General features: G+C 62.4%; 17 protein-coding genes. 9 read left to right on the top strand and 8 right to left on the bottom strand.

Annotated features, from left to right (window positions below):
* Positions 1–59: 59 nt before the first annotated feature.
* The 3 genes from MUN81_RS11940 to alaS form a co-directional block, all read right to left on the bottom strand.
* Positions 60–875: an energy transducer TonB gene (locus MUN81_RS11940; RefSeq protein ID WP_245110660.1), complete on the bottom strand. Its 816-nt coding sequence runs from the start codon at positions 873–875 to the stop codon at positions 60–62.
* A gap of 59 nt (positions 876–934) precedes the next feature.
* A complete protein-coding gene (locus tag MUN81_RS11935; protein ID WP_245110658.1) occupies positions 935–1,765 on the bottom strand; it encodes an energy transducer TonB in 831 nt (276 codons plus the stop codon).
* A gap of 102 nt (positions 1,766–1,867) precedes the next feature.
* Complete coding sequence (gene alaS / locus MUN81_RS11930) at positions 1,868–4,555, bottom strand: alanine--tRNA ligase (protein WP_245110656.1); 2,688 nt, start codon at positions 4,553–4,555, stop codon at positions 1,868–1,870.
* A 129-nt stretch (positions 4,556–4,684) separates the two neighbouring features.
* Between alaS and MUN81_RS11925 the strand changes: the two genes are divergently transcribed.
* The 5 genes from MUN81_RS11925 (at position 4,685) to MUN81_RS11905 (ending at position 8,890) form a co-directional block, all read left to right on the top strand.
* Positions 4,685–5,056, top strand: a complete 372-nt coding sequence (locus MUN81_RS11925) for a MerR family transcriptional regulator (RefSeq protein WP_245110654.1) — start codon at positions 4,685–4,687, stop codon at positions 5,054–5,056.
* A 6-nt stretch (positions 5,057–5,062) separates the two neighbouring features.
* Positions 5,063–6,202 carry a DNA-processing protein DprA gene (gene dprA / locus MUN81_RS11920; protein ID WP_245110652.1) on the top strand — a complete coding sequence of 380 codons (1,140 nt, stop codon included), beginning with the start codon at positions 5,063–5,065 and terminating at the stop codon, positions 6,200–6,202.
* Positions 6,203–6,329: 127 nt separating this feature from the next.
* Entirely contained in the window at positions 6,330–7,169 is an 840-nt protein-coding gene (locus MUN81_RS11915; protein ID WP_245110650.1) for a hypothetical protein, read from the top strand.
* Complete coding sequence (locus MUN81_RS11910; protein ID WP_245110648.1) at positions 7,166–8,068, top strand: hypothetical protein; 903 nt, start codon at positions 7,166–7,168, stop codon at positions 8,066–8,068. Before MUN81_RS11915 ends, MUN81_RS11910 begins: the two co-directional genes overlap by 4 nt.
* Positions 8,069–8,077: 9 nt before the next feature.
* Positions 8,078–8,890 carry an aminotransferase class IV gene (locus MUN81_RS11905; RefSeq protein WP_245110646.1) on the top strand — a complete coding sequence of 271 codons (813 nt, stop codon included), beginning with the start codon at positions 8,078–8,080 and terminating at the stop codon, positions 8,888–8,890.
* On the opposite strand, the gene MUN81_RS11900 is transcribed toward MUN81_RS11905, so the two are convergent.
* Complete coding sequence (locus MUN81_RS11900; RefSeq protein ID WP_245110644.1) at positions 8,859–9,326, bottom strand: energy transducer TonB; 468 nt, start codon at positions 9,324–9,326, stop codon at positions 8,859–8,861. The two genes, MUN81_RS11905 and MUN81_RS11900, sit on opposite strands and share 32 nt — an antisense overlap.
* A gap of 212 nt (positions 9,327–9,538) precedes the next feature.
* Positions 9,539–10,333 carry a thymidylate synthase gene (locus MUN81_RS11895; RefSeq protein WP_245110642.1) on the bottom strand — a complete coding sequence of 265 codons (795 nt, stop codon included), beginning with the start codon at positions 10,331–10,333 and terminating at the stop codon, positions 9,539–9,541.
* A gap of 313 nt (positions 10,334–10,646) precedes the next feature.
* On the opposite strand from MUN81_RS11895, the gene MUN81_RS11890 reads away from it, so the two are divergent.
* The gene (locus MUN81_RS11890; protein WP_245110641.1) at positions 10,647–11,078 is read left to right on the top strand and encodes a hypothetical protein; all 432 of its coding nucleotides are present in this window, start codon (positions 10,647–10,649) and stop codon (positions 11,076–11,078) included.
* Between the two features lie 83 nt (positions 11,079–11,161).
* Here the strand turns inward: MUN81_RS11890 and MUN81_RS11885 are convergent, their stop codons facing one another.
* Positions 11,162–11,401, bottom strand: coding sequence for a hypothetical protein (locus MUN81_RS11885; RefSeq protein ID WP_245110639.1), 240 nt, complete (start codon positions 11,399–11,401; stop codon positions 11,162–11,164).
* An 89-nt stretch (positions 11,402–11,490) separates the two neighbouring features.
* Positions 11,491–11,943: an ankyrin repeat domain-containing protein gene (locus tag MUN81_RS11880; protein ID WP_245110638.1), complete on the bottom strand. Its 453-nt coding sequence runs from the start codon at positions 11,941–11,943 to the stop codon at positions 11,491–11,493.
* Between the two features lie 298 nt (positions 11,944–12,241).
* Between MUN81_RS11880 and MUN81_RS11875 the strand changes: the two genes are divergently transcribed.
* From MUN81_RS11875 to MUN81_RS11865, 3 genes are all read left to right on the top strand, one after another.
* The gene (locus tag MUN81_RS11875) at positions 12,242–14,557 is read left to right on the top strand and encodes an MMPL family transporter (RefSeq protein WP_245110636.1); all 2,316 of its coding nucleotides are present in this window, start codon (positions 12,242–12,244) and stop codon (positions 14,555–14,557) included.
* A gap of 220 nt (positions 14,558–14,777) precedes the next feature.
* The gene (locus MUN81_RS11870; RefSeq protein ID WP_245110634.1) at positions 14,778–15,620 is read left to right on the top strand and encodes an oxygenase MpaB family protein; all 843 of its coding nucleotides are present in this window, start codon (positions 14,778–14,780) and stop codon (positions 15,618–15,620) included.
* 146 nt (positions 15,621–15,766) lie between these two features.
* Positions 15,767–16,636 (top strand): FKBP-type peptidyl-prolyl cis-trans isomerase, encoded by an 870-nt coding sequence (locus MUN81_RS11865; protein ID WP_245110632.1) that lies wholly within the window; start codon positions 15,767–15,769, stop codon positions 16,634–16,636.
* 21 nt (positions 16,637–16,657) lie between these two features.
* On the opposite strand, the gene MUN81_RS11860 is transcribed toward MUN81_RS11865, so the two are convergent.
* A complete protein-coding gene (locus MUN81_RS11860; RefSeq protein ID WP_245110631.1) occupies positions 16,658–20,191 on the bottom strand; it encodes an AAA domain-containing protein in 3,534 nt (1,177 codons plus the stop codon).
* Positions 20,192–20,249: the final 58 nt, after the last annotated feature.

Here is a 20,249-nt window from a genome sequence, read left to right as displayed (position 1 = left end):
AGGATTGGCGACTGATTATAATGCGCTGACGGCCTTTTGTGGTCCGAACCTCCCCCTCTTTACTGCATGCGGAAAGTGACCGGCACGGTGAAAGACACGGCCACCGGTTCGCCGTCCTGCTTGCCGGGCACGAAGGGCTTGAGTTGCCGGACGGCGTCGGAGGCTGCATCCTGCAGGGCCTGATAGGCGCGGGCCAGCTTGGCCGGCACGGCGTTTTCGGCCGGGGGCACGGGCTCCACGCTCGTGACCTGCCCGGTGCGGTCCACCACAAACTTCACTTTCACCACCCCCGAGACCTGGTAGCGCAAGGCCAGCGACGGGTATTTGGTATTCATTTGCACGGCCCGGGCCACGGCGGCTTTGTCGCCGGCGCCTTCGGGGTACACCGGCATTTGCTCGTAGGGGAAAAATGGCACCGGCTTGCCGTCGGGCCCAAAGCATTCGCCTGTTACGGTCGGGTCGGCCTCGTTAGGTTGGTGGTGCTGGCGCCGCTTGAGGATGCCATCGGGGTAATACGTCAGTAAATCCCCCACCAGCTTGCCGGCCACGTAGGTGGCCTGAAAGCGCAGCTGCCCGCTCTCGTAAAACTCGCTCACGGTGCCGTGCCGCAGGGCGTGGCGCATATCAGCATAGGGAGCAAACAGCTTGGCCTTGCCCGAAGGCAGGTAATACGTGCGCACGGTGGCGCTCAGCGTGTCGCGGTAGGTCGTTACGCGCTTTTCCACGGCCCCCACTTCGGTTGGCAGCACGTGGCGGTTGGCGTCGTAATATTTGGTTTCGGTGGGCGGAGCGGTGGGCGGCTCCGGGGCGGTCTGGGCCCGGGCGGAAGTAACGGCGCTGGCAAGGCCCGCAACCAACAGGAATCGGATGAGCATCGGAATTCGGTAGAAAATTCGAATAGAATGGCCTTTTTGCCCACGAAAGGCATGGCGGTTTAGCGGATGGTAAACGTGATGGGCACGGTGAAGAAAAGGTCCGCCGTCTCGCCGTCATACTCACCCGGCGTCAGGCGCCCGAGCGACGCCACGGCTGCCATTACCGTGGCGTTGAACACGGGCGAGGGCGATTTCACAATGCGAACGTCGCGGACAAACCCGCAGTCATCGACCATAAAACCGACGAATACCTTGCCCGTGATTTGCGAGCGCAGTGCCTCCACGGGGTAGCGCACGGCCAGTTGCACGGCCTGCACAATGGCGGCACTGCCGCCGCCGCCGCGCATGGTCGGCATTTTCAAATGCTCCTTGCTATAGGCATCGGTAAGCGCTTGGCCATCGGGACCAAAGGCGCCTCCTTTAGCATCTTTCGGCAAGTCTTTGCCTAAGGGGGTGCGGTAACGCACGTTGCCACTGCGGTAGTACTGCTGGTAGTAGCCCACGGGCCCTTCTCCCTTGTAGTCGCAACGGCTTTTAAGCTCGCCGGTTTCGTAAAAACTCGTTTCAGAACCGTATTTGATGCCATAGGCGAAATGCACGTAGGGAACTACGCGGCGCAACTTTCCCGACGGATAATAGACCCGCACCGTGCCGCCCACGCTGTCGCGGTATATGACGTCCTCGCGGTGGTCCGCGCCTTCAGCCGAGGCAATTTGCCGGCCCTGAGCATCAAAGTACAACGTTTTGGTCGCGGGCACAGTCGCCGTCTTGGCTACAGCATCCACGGGACTCTGCTGAGCCACCGCCGGGCAAACCAGCGCAAAAAAGCATGTAGCAAGCGCCAGCAAGCAGGAAAAACGCAAGGCGTTGATTGGTAGACAAAACAGCATAGAAACCGGCGATAGCTAAAAATAATATAGCCGGTTTGGCGAAGCTAAAGCGTGCACTTCAACAGGCTGCCAAACCGGCCACACAATCATTCTGCAACATGCCTACAATGCCGCCGAAACGACAGCTTCGGCCTTCGCAATAGCCGCGCCCAGCCCGGCCGCGTTCTTGCCGCCGGCCGTGGCGAAGAACGGCTGTCCGCCCCCACCGCCCTGGATTTCCTTGGCCAGCTCGCGCACCAGCGTGCTGGCGTTGAGCTTGCCGGCTTTGGCTGTTTCATCGTCCAGCATCACGGCCAGTTGGGGCTTGCCATCAATAGCGGCCCCAAGCACTAGTACAAGCGGCGCGGGCGCGGCTTGGCGCACCTCAAACGCCAGCGTTTTTAGCGAATCGGCCGAGCCGGCGTGTACGGCTGCGGCTGCGAAGTGCAAGCCATTGGGCAATTGACGAATCTGGGTGAGCAAGTGGCGGCGCTGGGCGGCCAGCTGCTGCTGCGTGAGTTGGTCCAGCTGCTTGCGTAAGCTGGCCATTTCATCGCCCTGCTTTTCCAGCGCGGTGAGCAGGTGCTGCGGGTTGCCCAAAGCTTGCTTCACTTGCGCCAGCAGGTCGAGCTGCTGGTCCACGTAAGCTTCGGCCGCGCCGGCCGTCACGGCCTCGATGCGGCGCACACCCGCGCCCACGGCGCTTTCCGCCGTGATTTTGAAGTAGCCGATGCTGCCGGTATTGGCCACGTGCAAGCCGCCGCAAAGCTCCACCGAGTAGTCCTTATCGAAAGTGATAACACGCACAAAGTCGCCATACTTCTCGCCGAACAGGGCCATGGCGCCCAGGTTCTTGGCCTCGGCAATGGGCACGTTGCGGCGCTCATCCAGCGGAATTTGCTGGCGGATGCGCTCGTTCACGAGGGTTTCAATCTCGCGCAGCTGCTCGTCGGTCACTTTGGTGAAGTGCGAAAAGTCGAAGCGCAGCAGCTGCTCGTTCACGAGGGAGCCTTTTTGCTGCACGTGGCTGCCCAGCACGGTGCGCAGGGCGGCCTGCAGCAAGTGAGTAGCCGTGTGGTTATTGCGAATCTGGGCACGCCGGGCGGCATCGGGCCGGGCCAGGAACTCGGCCTCCAAATCCTGCGGCAAATCCAGCGTGGTGTGGATGATGAGGTCGTTTTCCTTCTTGGTGTCGATTACGCGCACCTTGCTCAGGGTCGATTCCAGGTAGCCGGTGTCGCCAATCTGGCCGCCGCTTTCGGCGTAGAACGGGGTTTGGTTGAACACCAGCTGGTATTCGGTTTTGCCCTTCTTGTCGATTTTGCGGTAGCGCAGCAGGCGGGCCGCGGCCTCGTCCTGGTCGTAGCCCACAAACACGTTCGGGGCATCCGTTTCAGTCACGGTCACCCAGTCGCTCTGCTCGGTTTCCTGGGCGTTGCGGCTGCGGTTTTTTTGCTGCTCCAGCTCCTTTTTGAAGCCCTCTTCGTCTACGCTCAGGCCCTTTTCGCGGGCGATGAGGGCGGTGAGGTCGAGCGGGAAGCCGAAGGTGTCGGACAATTCAAAGGCCGTTTTGCCGTCGATGACGCCGCCGTTGGCGCGGGCGTTTTCTTCCAATGCATCAAGGCGGCGCAGGCCGGTTTCCAGCGTTTTCAGAAAGGCAATTTCCTCTTCCTCAATCACGCGCTGCACGAAGGGCACCTGGGCTTTCAGCTCAGGGAAAATGCCGGCCATCTGGTCTGCCAGCACGGGCACCAGCTTGTAGAGGAAAGGCTGCTTCTGGTTCAGGCTCGAAAACGCGTAGCGCACGGCCCGGCGCAGGATGCGGCGGATGACGTAGCCGGCCTTCACGTTGCTGGGCAGCTGGCCGTCGGCGATGGTGAAGGCGATGGTGCGGATGTGGTCGGCGATGACGCGGATGGCGATGTCCGTCTTCTCGTTCTCGGTGGCCGGCTGGTCGTTCACGCTAGCGGGCGCGGTGCCGTGGTACTCCAGGCCCACCTCCTGGGCAATGAAGCGGATGAGCGGCTGAAACACGTCGGTGTCGTAGTTCGACTTCACGCCCGACACGGCCATCATCAGGCGCTCGAAGCCCATGCCGGTGTCCACGCTCTGCTCGGGCAGCTTGATGAGGGACTTGTCCGCTAGGCGCTGGAATTCCATGAACACGTTGTTCCAGATTTCCACTACCTGCGGGTGGTCGGCGTTCACCAGCTCACGGCCGGGCTTGGCAGCGCGCTCCTCCTCGGAGCGCAGGTCGATGTGTATTTCGGTGCACGGGCCACACGGACCAGTATCGCCCATCTCCCAGAAGTTGTCTTTCTTATTGCCGGGCAAAATCCGGTCGTCGGTGGTGTATTGGCGCCACAGGTCCTGGGTTTCGGAGTCGGCGGCGGTACCGTCCTTCTCGTCGCCCTCGAAATAGGTGACGTAAAGCCGGTCTTTTTCCAGCTTGTACACCTCTGTCAGCAGTTCCCAGGCCCAGGCAATGGCGTCCTTCTTGAAGTAGTCGCCAAAGCTCCAGTTGCCCAGCATCTCGAACATGGTGTGGTGGTAGGTATCATAGCCTACTTCCTCCAGGTCGTTATGCTTGCCGCTCACGCGCAGGCACTTCTGGGTATCGGCAATGCGCTTGTAGGGCGCGGGCTTGTTGCCCAGGAAATAGTCTTTGAACGGGGCCATGCCGCTGTTGATGAACAGCAGCGTGGGGTCGTCTTTCACCACAATGGGGGCCGAGGGCACAATGTGATGGCCTTTGCTGGCGAAGAAATCAAGAAACTGCTGGCGAACAGCGGACGCGGTGGGGAGTGACATGAAGCAGGGCGCCAACCGAACGTTGGCGAATGAGGAGATACCGTTGGATTATCTCCGCCAAATAAGCCCGCAACTGCGCATGGCTGCGAATTTTAGGCTACTTTTCGGAGTATTTGCAAAGGTAGCCATATGCCGTATAAGGAGCGCAGCATCGAGAAACAGTACTTTACGATTGGCGAGGTAGCCGCCCAATTCAAGGTGGCCGAGTCGCTGGTGCGCTTCTGGGAAACCGAGTTTGAGGAGCTGCGCCCGCGCCGCAGCAAAAAGGGCAACCGCCTCTACACACCGCAGGACATTGAAGTATTCCGCACCATTTACCACCTGGTGAAGGAGCGCGGCTACACCATCCCCGGCGCGCGCGACATGCTCAAGCAGAAGGGCCCGCAACTCAAAGAGAAGATTGACGTGGTGCAGAGCCTGGAAAAGGTGCGCGCGTTTCTGATGAGCTTGAAGAAGGAAGTGGATGCGGCCGGGAAAGCCGAACCCGACGCTGCTGAATAGTCCTTTATGCCCGCCTCTACCAACTACGAAGCCCTCTTCCACGAGCTGGCCCTCACCCTCCTACCTGGCATCGGGCCCCAGCTCACGCGGCAGCTGATGAGCTACGGCGGCTCGGCCAAAAATGTATTGATGATGCCGCCTGGCAAGCTGCGCCGCATTCCCGGCGTGGGCGAGGCCACCGTAAAAGCCCTCACGGGCGCGGAGCGTGAAGTCGCCTTCCGCAAGGCCGAAGCCGACTTGAAAAAGGCCGAAAAAGACGGCGTCGACATTTTATTTTACACGAGCAAGCGCTTTCCCAGCCGCCTCAAGCTGATTCCGGACGCGCCGGCCATCCTCTACTATCAGGGCACGGCCGATTTGAACGCCCCCAAAGCCGTGGCCCTGGTGGGCACCCGCAAAAACACCGACTACGGCCGCGAGCAAACCGAGCGCATCGTGGCCGGGCTGGTGCCGCACCGGCCGCTGGTGGTGAGCGGCCTGGCCTACGGCATCGACATCATTGCCCACCGCGCGGCCCTGCAGGAAGGCCTCGAAACCGTGGGTGTGATGGCCACCGGCCTGGACCGTATCTACCCGCACACCCACCAAAAAACGGCCGACAAAATGCGCGAGCAGGGCGGCCTACTCACCGAGTTTCCGTTTGGCACACCGCCCGACCGCTACAACTTTCCGGCCCGCAACCGCATCATTGCCGGGCTGAGCGACGGCACCGTGGTGGTGGAAGCGGCCAGCAAGGGCGGCGCCCTCATCACCGCCGAGCTGGCCCTAAGCTACGACCGGGACGTGCTGGCCGTGCCCGGCAACCTGGGCTCGGCCGCGTCGGAAGGCTGCAATGCCCTCATCAAAACCAACAAAGCCGCTATGTACACCGAGCCGCTGGACCTGGAACAGCTCCTGAATTGGGACGCGGCCCTGCACCAGTCGGGCAAATTCAAGGCGACTCCCTCCTACTCGGCCGATGATTTTACGGCCGAGGAATTTGCCGTCATCACCGTGCTGGCCGCCGCGCCGGGCCGTGAGCTGCACATGGACGACATTGCCTGGCAAGCACAACTGGCCATTTATGCCGTGGCTTCGCTGCTGTTGGGGTTGGAGTTTAGGGGCGTGGTGCGGGCAATGCCGGGGAAGAAGTTTGCGTTGGTGTAGTGTTGCAAAACGCCAAAACTGCTTGCCAGGCATGAAAAAGACGTCCGCATTAACGCTGTTTGCTGCCCTCGTCGGGCTAGGCGTGGCAGCGTGGAGATTTCATCTCGGAAACGTTCAGCAGGCGGCCGTGCTCACTGAAATCGCAGCTCTCGATGGCCGACTGGCCGCTTACAGCGCGCAACGGGCTAAAGCCAACGCCTCAACCGTCCGCGGCATCGCCTACTATGTGGCGCGCAACCGCTTTCAGGCCCGCGATGTGGTGGTGCTCTCCCAAAGTGAGCAGATTCTTAACCGCAGCCGCTCGCTGGCCGACACCCTGCGCCAGTGGCAGCAAGCGTTGCGCGCCGAATCGCACGAATCGGCGCGCGGCATGTTGAAGCACCCGCAGGCGGCCACGGCTGTTCCGGCCGACCGCGCCACGAAGCTTGGGCAGGCGCTCAACCGATATTCGTCTTTCATTCAGGCCTACGTTCCCAGTGTCCCGGCCTTGGCGCCCGCAACGTCGCCGCTGCCTGAAACAACCTGGCTATACCGCGACGGCGCGCCCCTGGCTGCCGCACTCGGCAGCCTAGCGCGCCTCGAAGCCGCCACGCACCGGCTGGCAAGTGCCGCCTTGCAGCAGCAGGCTCAGAAAGTGGGGTCCTGCGCAATTTTTTTCGACAAAATAGGCGCCATGGCGGTGGCCGTTTCCAACACCGTGGCGCCGGGTGGCGTGTACGAGGCCAAGCTTTTCCTGACGCACGCCGCTGCCAACGCCAATCCCAAGATGAGCGTCGACGGTCGGGCCATTGCCGTGGGCTATGATGGGCAGGGCACGGTGGCGTTTCGGGTACCGCCGCTGCGGCCCGGCCGACCCGACACGGTGCGAGCCCAGTGGCGGGGCCTCATTCGACTTCGGAATTACCCCTCTGATACTACCATTCAGCTCGATGTTCCCTATTACATCGTAAAACCCCGTTCCCGATGAAACGCCACGCTGTGTACCTGCTGCTTCTGCTGGCGCTAAGTGGGGCTGTTGGGAACACTTTATACCGCCAGCATCGTGCCCAGCGCCAGCTGAATGCCCAGCTACTGGAGATGAGTGACCTGCTTCTGAGCGAAAATGCCGATGCGGAGCAAGCTGCCGAAGGCACCGTAAAAAGCATCCACGCCGCAGTGCAAAAAAATCAAAACAAGCCAGCAGAATTGGCTGTGTTGGCTGAGGCTGAAAATTTGAATATTCGCGCCGACTCGCTGGTGCATACTTTGCGAGCTCACACCGAAAAGCTGTTACTGGCCACCCACAACCCTGGCGTACTGCTCAACTTATCGCACGCCAACGAAACCGAAGCCGTAGCCCAGCAGCTAGGCAGCCAGCACCCTGCGTACCTTAACCTGCGCCAGCAGCTTGCCGCGCTAACTGACACGTTGCGCAAATTGCATCCCCACACTACCCAGCGGCTCAAAGCACCAACATTTGAAGGGCAAACGCTGGCAGTGGCTATGGCCACACTCGCCGAATTAGAAAGCGAGGTACGCACCGCCGAAGCTATTGCACTGCGCCACCTAGCCGCCCAAATAGGGGCCTCACGTATGGCAGAAGGGCAAGTCGCGCTTGCTTCGGCCGAGTCCAATATGGTAGCGCCGGGCGAACTATACCGAGCGCGTTTGATTTGGAGCAAGGTATTAAAACCGCGACCGGCTGGCTTACAGATGCGCTGCAATGGCCAGCTGATTCCGGTGGGCGCCGACATGATTGGGCGCGTGCGATTGGTGGCCGCGCGGCGGCCCGGCCCTGCTACCTGGACGGGAACCATCCGTTTCAATCAAAACGGCCGCGACACCACTTTCCAAGTGCGGGTGCCCTACCGCGTGGTGCGCCGTTAGCTTTGGCCCATGGTACTGCTGAATAATGCCCTGCTGCCCGCCGCCACCCTGCCCCTGCCCAACCGCGGGCTGGCTTTTGGCGACGGTTTTTTCGAAACCCTGGTTTACGTCCACGGTCGCCTGCGCCTTGCTCCGGACCACCACGCCCGCATGCAGCAGGCGGCTGCCGCGCTCTACCTCACGCTGCCCGCCGCATTAGCCACTCCAGAAGTATTGGAAGCCACCCTGGCCCGCCTGGCAGTGGCCAATCAGCTGCCGGCGGCGCGGTTGCGCCTGCAGCTGTGGCGCGCGGGCGGCGGCCGCTACACGCCCACCACCGACGTCACCGAATGGCTGGCCACCGCTGAAGCCTTCGTGCCCGACGATACGGCCATCGACAAAGCCGATTTTGCGCAGGAATCCCATTCCATTCCTTCTCCCCTGAGTTTTTGCAAAGGCCCGCAGGCGTGGCTCTACGTGCGCGCCGCCCACGAACGGCAGCGGCGCGGGCTCGACGAAATACTGCTGTGTGATGCGGCCGGGCACGTAGCCGAAGCGGGCGCCGCGGCCATTTTCTGGATGAAAGACGGAGCCCTGTTCACGCCCGCGCTGGCCAGCGGCTGCGTGGCCGGCGTGCGCCGGGCACAGCTGCTGCGGACGGCGCGCGCGGCGGGAGTCGATTGCTACGAAGGATTGTTCCGACAGGAAGCGCTACTGGCCGCTGATGCAGTCTTCACCGCGAATGTTGCGGCCATTCGGGTGGTGCGCCGCGTTGGCACGGCAACTTTTTCCCCTTCCTTGCCCCCTTTCCTTACTGCGGCACAAACCGATATGAAATGGTGACGGTATCGGCCAGAAAGGTCGGGCCGTCGTGGTCTTCGACCTGAATAACGGTCACGGTTTCGGTGCTATCGCCCTCGGCAACGATATTGGTCACGGTATCGGCCCGGGCAATGGGCCGCAACGAAGTGCTATCGATACTGGGCACAGCGGGCTTAAAGCGCAGCTGCCACGCCACCCGCTGCAATTCGGCATCGAGCGCCATTACCGCCTTGATGGGCGGCGAGGCGGTGCTTAAATCGCGCCGCGTGATGGAAATGCTGCCCACGCGGCCATCGGGCTGCACCGTGAGCCGGGCGTAAATAGCGCCCCCCAGCCCGGCTTGGCGTGCCAGGGCCGGGTAGCTGATAAAATGCTCGACGTATTGGGTGAAAACGTCGGCGGCGTCGGTGCGTTCCGTCGAGTCGGTCAGCTGCCAGAAGCGCGTCAGCAAGGGCATGGCGCCGGCGGGCAATGCCGCAGCCACCGTGCGGGAAGCGGCATTCCGGTTTTTCGCACGCGGAGGGTGCTGGCCACCCGCTTGCGCGCCCCCCTCATAAGCCAGCCCCAATCCCAGCCCCAGCAACAAAAAACGCAAACCCCAGCGGTGCATCACTAATCCTTGATTTAGTGGCCTGCCGGGCTCGCCTCTCGGCGCCGATAGGCCGCGCCTTATACGGCTACCGGCGCCTTTATGGCCGGCCAGGGGTTGTAATTCACCAATTCAAAGTCCTCGTAGCGGAAGCCAAAAATGTCCTTCACCGCGGGGTTGATGCGCATCTGGGGCAGTGGGCGCGGCTCACGCTCCAGCTGCAGGCGGGCCTGCTCCAGGTGGTTGGAATAGAGGTGCGTGTCGCCGCCAGTCCAGATGAATTCGCCGGGCTGCAGGCCCACTACCTGGGCCACCATGAGGGTGAGCAGCGCGTAGCTGGCAATGTTGAACGGCACGCCCAGAAACACGTCGGCCGAGCGTTGGTAGAGTTGGCACGAGAGCTTGCCATCGGCCACGTAGAACTGAAACAGGGCGTGGCAGGGCTGCAATTTCATGTCGGGCAGCTCGGCCACGTTCCAGGCCGACACGAGGATGCGACGCGAGTCAGGCTGGGTGTTGAGCTGCTGAATAATCTGCGCAATCTGGTCGATGTGGCCGCCGCGGCCGTCGGGCCAGGAGCGCCACTGGTGGCCGTACACGGGGCCGAGGTCGCCGTTGGCATCGGCCCACTCGTCCCAGATTTTTACGCCGTGCTCCTTGAGGTAGGCAATGTTGGTGTCGCCCTGGAGGAACCACAGCAGCTCGTGGATGATGCTCTTCAGGTGCACCTTCTTGGTAGTCACCAGCGGGAAGCCTTCGGCCAAGTCGAACCGCATCTGCGGGCCGAAGATGGAAACGGTGCCGGTGCCGGTGCGGTCGGTTTTCACGGTGCCGGTGTCGAGGATGTGGCGGAGCAGGGCTTGGTATTGGCGCATGGTTGGCTGAGCAAAAGATGGGTAAAAATAGTGCGGTAATATTGACGCGCCAGATTCCAGAGGGCACTCAGGCTACCTTTGAAGCGTATTCAAGAGTAGGTCAAACAGACTTACTTTTCTAAGCAAGTATCAGACTGGTAGAGCAACCCCCATGAGCATGTGGAATAATCGGCGGTTTCAGAGGACACTGGTTCTATTACTGACAGTGGCGTGCTTGGCGACTACAGTTAATTGCTATTGGAATGAGAATTGGCTACTTTTTGCGTGTGGATTTGTAGCAACGGTTGTGATTATGACGTGGCTACTTGTCGGAATGCAGATTCAACCTGCAACGCAGAATGACCAAAACCGGAAGCTAAACTTTGAGGCACAGTTTAAGAATCTTGGAGTTTTTGCTTTCTCGGATTCAGGCTTCACGGTAACCCTTCACGATGCTTCAACATCAATTGATTGGCAGGATATTCGGGCAATGTTCGGGTATAAGATGGATTTAATGACCACAGACTTAATATGCCTTGACATTCATCATGGGAATGGCGAGATATTACGTCTGACAGAGGAAACTCCTGGCTGGTATCAATTTCAAGTCAAGTCAGTTCAGCAGTTTCCAGCCATCGACCACGGTTGGCAATTTGCCATTATTGCCCCAGCTTTTAATACCAATCTCACTCTCGTTTATGAGAAAAGCGGAATGGACCTTTTAAAAGCAACCAGTGTGTATTACCCACAAGGCATCACCAAATAGGTCTTTTACAACACAAAAAAAGCCGCTTCGAAAACGAAGCGGCTTTTTGTTTCTCAAGCAGCGGCTCAAGCCGTTGGCAAAGATTATTTAACGGCTACCGTCGTCTTGGTTTCGGTTTTCACGGCAGCGGTTTTGCCACCTTTCATGCAGCACGAGTGGCCGCCGGCCATGCTGCCTTTCATGTCTTTGGTGCAGCTGGCTTTCATTTCGGTGGTGCAGGCAGCTTTCTTGCCTTTTTTGCCGTCTTTGTCGTGGCCGTCGTGCGCGAAAGCGGTGGAGCCGGCGAAGGCAAACAAGGCGAGGGCGAGCAGAGACTTTTTCATGATAATAACTGTTGAAGTGGAGGGGTGAGAGGGAAAACAAGTGCTTAGCAGGCCCTAATATACACGGCAGCGGCGCTAGTCGGAGCCAGTCATTTCAGCTTTTGTTGCAGCAAAGCCACCACTTCGGCGTTGCCGCTTTCGCGAGCCAGAGCCAGGGCGTCTTTGCCGTCGTCGTCTTTGGCGCGGGCATCGGCGCCGCTGGCCAGCAGCAGCTCCACCATGGCCTTGTTGCCTTTGCCGGCCGCGGCCATCAGCGCGGTGGCCTTGAAGGCGTCGGGCTGGTTCACCTGGGCCTTGTGTTTGAGCAACAGCTTCACCAGGTCGAGGCTGTTGTTGGAAGCCGCCGTGATGAGGTAGGTAGTGGGGAAGCCGGGCACCACTTCGATGGGTGCGTTGGGGTTGGCGCCGGCGCCGAGCAGGGTTTCGGCGGCGGCCGCGTTGTTTTTCAGCACGGCCTTGGTTAGGTCGTGGCTGGGCGTTTGGGCCTGGGCCGAGGCCAGGAAACAGTAGAAAGCAGCGGCAAGGAGCAGAGCCTTTTTCATCAGGGAAACCAAAATTTATCGGGAAAGTCAACCACAAAGATGCGCCCGGGACGGACTGCTTTCGCACAGAAAAGCGCCCTGCTGCTATAATTAGTAGTCCTTGTAAAAAAAGTAATACGGCCGGGGCGGGGGCTGCCGCGAACGTGCCCCTGTGGCGCCCCTCCGGTGCCCCCCCCCGAAACAATTGCCGAAACCAGGGCGTTGCTGATAGTTGCAATACCCCGCCCGGAGCCTGTCCGCCGGCGGGAAGCCCGTTGCTGAACCGTTGAGGCAGGCCCCGCGCCTGCCAGTGCCCTTCATGTCTCTTCGCCGCCTCGCCCACCTCACCCTGCTCGTGCTGGGCCTGCTCACTGTGTTGAGCGGGTTTTTCGTCGCCCAGCTCCGTTTCAATTACAATTTCAACGACTTCTACCCCGCCGGCGACCCCGACCTGGACTACTACCAGGGCTACACCCAGCGCTTCGGCAACGACAACGACTACCTGCTGCTGGGCCTGGAAGCCCCCGCCGGCCGCACCGTGTTCGACCCCGGCTTTTTGCGGCAGGTCGACTCGCTCACGCAGCTGGCCCGGCGCCAGCCCTCGGTGCGCAGCGTCACCTCCCCCACCACCCTAGCCAATACCGTGGTGGAGGGCCTGGGCGTGTTCAGCCTGCCCTACCTGCACCCCGACGAGCCTGCCCGCCGGGCCGACGACTCCACCCTCATCTACCGCACACCCGGCCTGGTGGGCAACGTGTTCAGCCCCGACGCCCGGGCCGTGACGCTGGTGCTGCAGCTCACGCCCGACCTTGAGAAACCGCCCGGCGACTCGCTTTTTGCGGCCCTGCGCACGGGCATGGCCCGCCTTCACATTCCCGAAGCGCGGGTGCATTTCGCGGGCCGCATCGTGGCGCAGTCGGTGTTTGTGGACAGGCTGAAGTGGGAGCTGGTGGTGTTTATGTCCTTGTCAGTGTTGCTGGTCACGGGGCTGCTGTGGCTCACGTTTCGCACGTGGTGGGGGGTGGTGCTGCCGCTGGTGGTGGTGCTGGGGGCCATTTTGTGGGGGCTGGGCATCATGGCGGCTTTTGGGGTTACCATTGATTTGATGACGGCGCTGCTGCCGCTCATGCTCTTTGTGGTGGGCATGTCCGACACCATCCACATTATCAGCCGCTACGTGAGCGAGCTGGGCTACGGCGCCAGCAAGAAGGACGCCTTGCGCGTCACCATAAAGGAGTCGGGCTTCGGGTCGGGGCTGTCGGCGCTCACCACCAGCCTGGGCTTTTTCACGCTGATGACCAGCACCATTAAGCCCATTCACAATTTTGGGCTGTTCACGGGCATTGCCGTCATCCTGGCGTTTGTGCTCAGCTTCACGCTGCTGCCGGCCATGCTGGTGCTGCTTAGCAAGCCCCAGCTGCGCGAGCCCCGCCGCCAGGGCCACAGCTGGGACGGCGTGCTGGGCCGAATGTTCCGCACCGTATTGCTGCGCCGCCGCCTCATTTTCACCATCAGCGGGCTGGTGCTGGCCGCCGCCATTGGCCTGAGCACGCGGGTGCGCATCAACTCCTCGCTGCTCGATGACCTGTCGAAAAGCGACCCCGTGCGGCAGGATTTTGCCTTTTTCGACCGGCAGTTTGCCGGCGTGCGGCCCTTCGAGCTGGAGCTGAAGCCGGCGCCCGGCCGCGACATCTACGACCTTGACGTGCTGCGGCAAACCGAGCGCATCGAAGCGTACTTGAAGCATACGTACGGCCTACGCTTTGCCGCCTCGCCGGTCACTCTGGTCAAGTCCGTCCGCAAAGCCCTGAACGGCGGCGGCCTGGAAGCCTACCGCCTGCCCGCCGACACCACGGAGCTAAAGCAGCTGCGCAGCAAGCTGAAGCAGTTCCGGAAGAAGGCTGAATTCAGCGCCCTGGCCCTGCCCGATGGCTCGGCGGGCCGCCTCACGGGGCGCATGTCCGACGTGGGCAGCATCCGGGCCGATGCGCTGAACGACGCGCTGCGCCGGCACCTGCGCGCCACCGTCGACAGCACGGTGCTGCGCACCCGCCTCACGGGCTCGTCCAACCTCATCGACAAAAACAACGAAAACCTGACCCTGAACATGATTCAGGGCATGGCCATCGACGTGGCCATGGTCACGCTCATCGTGCTGTTTCTGTTCCGCTCGGTGCGCATGACGGTGGTGGTGCTCATTCCCAACCTGCTGCCCATCATCATCGTGGCCGGCGTGATGGGCCTGGCCGGCGTGAACATGAAAGTGAGCACCAGCATCATCTTCACCATCGCCTTCGGCATCGCTGTCGACGACACCATTCACTTCATCAGCAAGCTGCGCCTCACGCTGGGCAAGGAGCCGGACATCTTCAAGGCCGTGCGCCGCACCTACCTGCTGGCCGGCAAAGCCGTCATCACCACGTCGCTGATTCTGGTGGGCGGCTTTTCGACGTTGCTCTTCTCCAAGTTCGACGGCACGTTCTACGTGGGCCTGCTCATCGGCCTCACGCTGCTGTTTGGCGTGGTGGCCGAGCTGACACTGCTGCCGCTGCTGATTCTGTATTTCTACAAGCGGCCCGCGGCCACAGCGCTAGCCCCCGCCGACGTGGCAGTCGGCAGCGGTTCGCCCAATTAGAAAGACCGAGACGGAAAAACGAGGTGTAGTGACGCGACACTTCGCGTTTCGGCGTCTGCGCCTCCAAGGTGTTTTCGGGTGGTTTTCGTTCATCATGGGGACGCGAAGTGTCGCGTCTCTACACGAACTCCAGCCTCACGCTTCGAATTATTAGCTCTACTTCTTGATTAGAATCTGAAAAAGAAGCCTAACTTTGCATTTCAAAGTTCTTTTGAACAACATGAGATATTTCGTTGCTCCCACGTCCATCGTCCGCCGCATCTGGGGCTCGGCCGATACGGTGCTGTTTATCTTCGCCGGTGCCGCCGCCGAGTTTGCCCTCAACAAGGCCGTGGACTGGCTGTACTTCACCGGCCGGCTGCCCGCCGACCCGCTGGACCGGCTATTTTCCACCGTCGACTACGCCCGGCGCATCGTATTTGCCGAGCAGGCCGGGGCCGAAAAAGCCATTGACACCATTGCCGCCATTCACGGCGCCGTGGAGGCCAAGCGCGGCTACGCCATCCCCGACTGGGCCTACCGCGACGTGCTGTTTATGCTCGTGGCCTATTCTATGCGAGCCTTTGAGGTGCTGGAACGGCCGCTCAGGGCCGAGGAGCGCGAAGAAATTGTGGACGTGTTCTGCCGCGTGGGCCGGCGCATGGGCATCCCCAATTTGCCCACTTCCTACGCAACGTGGCTGGTGGCGCGGGAGCAGCACCTGACCGATAACCTGCTCCTGAGCTCCTACACCGAGGATTTGTACCGCCAGTATGAGCGCCACCTCGGTTGGGCGCGCTTCCAGTTGCTGCGGGGCGTGCAGGGCATGGTGGTGCCGGCCAGCGTGCGCACATGGCTGGCATTGCCCGACGGCCAGTGGCTGCAGCCCGCGCTGGGGCTGTACCGGGCAACGCGCCAGCTCTCCTTAAGCCAGTGGGCCAAGAGCGCCATGCTGCCCGCCGCCTATCGGGCCCGCATACTGGCGCTGGACGCGCAGCCGGCCGAAGCCGCCGTGCCGGTGAAGCGCGGCAGCTGTCCGTTTCATCACGCCCCGGGAGCTGATTCCCGGCAGCGGGCGGCCTAGGCCGGGAATTTTACGGGGGATTTCGGGTTCTGTACTTGGCCGCCGCAGCGGATGTGCTGTGCGCGTGACTATTTTTACCAGTAAAAAACCGGTCCATGAAAATTCCCTATTCAGCAGTTTTGTCCCGTTTGTTCTTTCTTACCCTTTTGGCAGCGGCGAGCTTTTTCGCCACTTCGTGCAAGAAAGACGAGCCGGAAGTGAAGGATTACAGCGGCATCGACGACGACCTCATCAAGAAATACCTGGCCGACCACAACATCAGCACGGCTAAGAAGCAAACCTCAGGCCTCTACTTCCTGCCGGTGCAAACCAACGCCTCGGCGGTGCAGGTGAAAGCCGGCACCACGGTGTCGGTCATCTACACGGGCCACCTGCTCGACGCCGCCGGCACCGTGTTCGACGCTTCCTCGCAGCACAACAACGTGCCCCTTTCCTTCACCGTGGGCAGCGGCCAGATTATTGCCGGCTTTGACGAAGGCGTGGCCCTGATGCACATCGGCGACAAGGCCGAGCTGCTCATTCCCTCGGCCCTGGCCTACGGCAACCGCGCCGTGGGCAACATCCCAGCCAACTCCGTGCTTCGCTTCGAGGTGGAAGTGGTGGACAACGCCGTGGTGGAAGACAACCTCATCAAGAAATATCTGACCGACAACAACATTACCACGGCTCAGAAACAAGCTTCCGGCCTGTATTACCAGCCCGTGCTGGCCAACCCCAGCGGGACGCCCGCCGCCACTGGCAAAACCGTGTCGGTGCTCTACACCGGCCACCTGCTGGACGCCACGGGCACCGTGTTCGATGCTTCTTCGCAGCACAACAACGTTCCGATTCAGTTTGTAATTGGCAGCGGGCAAGTGATTCTGGGCTTCGATGCCGGCATCGCGCTGATGCGCAAGGGCGAAAAGGCCCAGCTCATCATTCCGTCGGCGCTGGCCTATGGGGTGCGCGGCGTGCCGCCCACCATCCCTTCCAACTCCGTCCTGCGCTTCGAAGTGGAGCTGGTGGACGTGCAATAAGCGCCCCTAGGGGCCTGACTCCTAGAGCGGGCGCCGCACCCGGGCCAACAGGGCCGCGTGGTGCGGCGCCCGTTTCAGTACAGCCTCGTTGCCGAGCAACACCAGCTGCTGACGGGCCCGCGTGAGTGCCACGTTCAGCTTGCGGTCGACCTGCCCGCTCTCGTCGGGCGACACCATGAGTTCGAGCTGGTGCTCGTGGTGGCAGCAGAAGCTCACGATGATGACCTCGCGCTGGCTGCCCTGGTAGCGCTCCACGGTGTCGACGCTGACCTGCGTCAGGCCCGGCAGGTCGAGCTCCAGGGCCAGTTGAGCCAGCCGCACCCGAATGCGGGCCGCCTGGTTGCGGTAGCTGGCGATGATGCCCAGCGTGGTTTCGGGGTTGAAATCGGCCCCGTAGCCCTGGGCCACGTAGGCGGCGGCCCGTCCCGCCAAGTCGGCCTCCTGCGCCGATTCCTTCATCGACAAATCCTCCGGCAGGCGCTCAGTGGGCACAAACACCACGCGCTGCGCCCGTAGCGAAGCCGCAAACGCATCGGCCGGCGCAGGCCAGTGAGCGCGATTGAGCGGGGCCTCCTGCCAGGGCAGCGGGCAGCGCAGCTGGTTTTCGTAAAAGTCTTCATTCACGAGCACGGCCAGCTCCTGGTGCATGCGGTACTGGTCGGCCAGGGTGCCGTGGGCGTGTGGCCAGTGGGCCTCGGCGCGCCGGAACAGGCGCTCGAAATAGGAATTGCGCAGGTTGGTGAGGCCCAGCTCGTCGCGCAGCAGCTTGGCTACCTCGGGGGCTACGGCGCTGGCTTCGGGCTCCTGGGCCACCACGGCCGGCAGCTGGCGGTGGTCGCCGATGAGGATGAACTTGGGCACCTTGGCCAGCAGGGCCAGCATGGGCGACTCCAGCACCTGGCTGGCTTCGTCGACCACGGCCAGGTCGAACTGCTTCAACATGAACAGCTCGGGCTTGCCCAGCAGGCTGGCCACCGTGCCCACGTAGAACGGGCAGGTGGTGAGGCGCCCGCGCACCATCTGGCGGCTGGTGCAGTCGCGCAGCATGTTGTCGAGCAGGTAAGGCCGATAAGCCGGTGCCGTGCCCAGCCGCGAGCCCACCCGAATGAACGGCAAGCCGGCGTCGACCAGCTGCTCACAGATTTCGTCTACGGCGCGGTTGGTGTAGGCGGCCAGCAGCACTTGCTTATGTTCCTGGTACAAGTTCACGGCCAGCTCGCGCAGCACCGCGCGGGTTTTGCCGGTGCCAGGCGGGCCGCACAGCACAAACCAGTCGGGGGCCGCCAGGGCCCGGGCCACCACTTCTTTGGCAGAGGTAGCCGGGGGCGCGCCGGGGCTCCATTCCTCGGGCTCGCGGGGGCCAGTGCGGCCCAGCAGACGCTTGCGGCGCTCCGGCGCCAAACTCAGGAAGGCCGACAAGCCCGCCCACTCACGCCGGAAGGTGTCGTAGGTATCGGGCTCGAGGGCCCAGTGCGAGTGGCCCTGAAGATAGCGCGGCGCCATGCGGCGGTTGCGCACGCTCAGCACCACGCGGCCATCGGCGCTGAGGTCCTCGGCCAGCACCACTTTCACCACCTGGGCATCGAGCACCGTCAGTGTTTTGTTATCGGGGTCAGCCGCGGCTTCTTCGCGAGCCTGACGCCGGCGGGGGTAGAGTATCAGCGTGTCGCCGGCCCGGAAATTTACCTCGCGGCCTTCGGCAGGGCGCTGAAAAATGAGGTGAGGGCCCAGGCCGTCGCGGGCGTCGTCGGGGGCGTTGCTGTTGTCTTCCAGCAGCACCAGGTCATCGAGCAGGCTGAAATTCTGGAATTTGCGGGCCTGCGGCAGGCGCCATAGGCCGGCCTGGCCGCCCGCATCACCGGGCCGGGCCTCGTCGCCGAGCAGCGTCAAGCGCATTTCGCGGGCGGTGAAGCGGGCCAGCTCCAGGCAATAGGCGCGCTCCACCCGTTCGGCGGCGGCCCAGGCGTTGGCCACTTTTTCGGCTTTGGCTTTGCCAAATGGGGGCAGCGCCGCGAGATTGGGGTGGAGCACGGGTGCCAGCAAGCGGGCCGTTTGCACCGGGCCGGTGGCGCGGGCCAGCTGCAGCTCGATGCCCACCAGCTGGTTTCGGGCCGAGAGTAGGCGGTCAATCAGTTCCTGGTTCTGGTCGACGCGGCGCACGGCGGGCTGGCCGCTGGCCGCGTTGGAATACAAGATGCTGGTGCGGCCCCGGCCGGCCGTCTCGCCATCGGCCCCAAACACCGATTCGAGCAGCAGGCGGTAGAGCTGGGCCTGGGCGGCGTGGTTGCTCCAGGGCTCGGCGTGGGGCACTTTCGTAGAGCTTTTCAGCTCTACCAGGTCGTAGCCGGTGGCGCTTTCGTGCAGCAGGTCGAGGCGGCCTTGCAGGCCGTATGTGGCCGAGAGGAAGGTGGGTTCCAGAAAGCAGTCGGCCAGGCGCAGAGGTTCCTGCTGGTAGCCGGTGCGGCTTTGGGCCACAAAGCCCTGCACCCTCGTTTCGCGCAGGGTGCGGTGGTGGCGGCGCAGGTCGTTGAGCAGCTCGGGCACGCCGGTGCGCGTCTGAAATTCCGGCAGCGTGCTGATGGCCAGCGGCGCGGCGCGAAATAAGCGCTGCTTAAAGAACTTTTCCAGGTCAAACTCTTCAACAAAGCGGCCCGAGCCAACGGCAGGGCCGGCAGCCAAAACAGTGTCGGCATCAGCCAACGCCGCGATTTCCGCCTGCTGGGCCGCGTGGCTCACTTCTTCGTCCAGCAGCAGGTTCACCAGGTTTCCGACCACCAGCGGGCGAGAAGTATCGTCGGGCAGAAAGGCGTTCATCAGCGCCCACTCCGGAATGGTGGCCGTGGCCTGGGCGCACTCGGCAATGGTGGTCACGCTGACGAGGTAATCGGGCTCCAGCACCACGCGCCGCGGGCACACCCGGCAATCGGGCTGCAACACCGGCCCGATTAGGTGCAGCGTGGGGTGCAGCGCCGCCGCCAGCGCATACAGGTTTTCGTAGGCTTCCGGCAGCAGCAGCTGAAAGGGCGCGGCGGGGCAGCCGTCGGTCGGCGTAGCCATTTCGACGGTCATTTCGTGGCGCGGCTCATCTACGTGCAGCACGATGACGCGCCACGTGGCGCCGGGCTGGGCACTTTCGGCGGGTACAAACCCGACGGAACCGACGGGCGGCAAGGCGGGCATCTCCGGGCCAGATTCCGGGATTTCAGGCAGGCGCGGGCCCTCATACACTTCGCCGGTGAGGTGCAGCACCAGCGCAGCCAGGGCGGCAAAACCGGCAGCCACTTCGGTGGGCGTGCCGGCGTAGCTTTCGTGCAGCACCAGGTTGGCGGCCAGGCGCAGGGCCTGCAGCTGGCTGCGCAGAGCAGCGGGCAGCCCGCGTTGGTAGCTCACCTGCCCGATGGCCTGGCTCAGGTCGACGAAGGGCGTGTTCTGGCTTTTGCACTCGTCGCGCAGCACTTTTTCCAGCAGCTTGCGCAGCTGCGGTAATTGGTCGGCGGGCAGAGCGGCCGGGGCAGAGGCCAGCGCCGCAAGAAGCGCGTAGTACGGGGCAGACATAAAAGCAGAAATCGAGGGCCGGACTGTTAAAAGTAACGCTTTTTCAGCCCAAACCGGC

This window comes from Hymenobacter sp. 5317J-9, from assembly GCF_022921075.1.
In the GTDB taxonomy this organism is placed as follows: Bacteria; Bacteroidota; Bacteroidia; order Cytophagales; family Hymenobacteraceae; genus Hymenobacter.
This window is presented reverse-complemented; position numbering and strand designations above follow the sequence as displayed.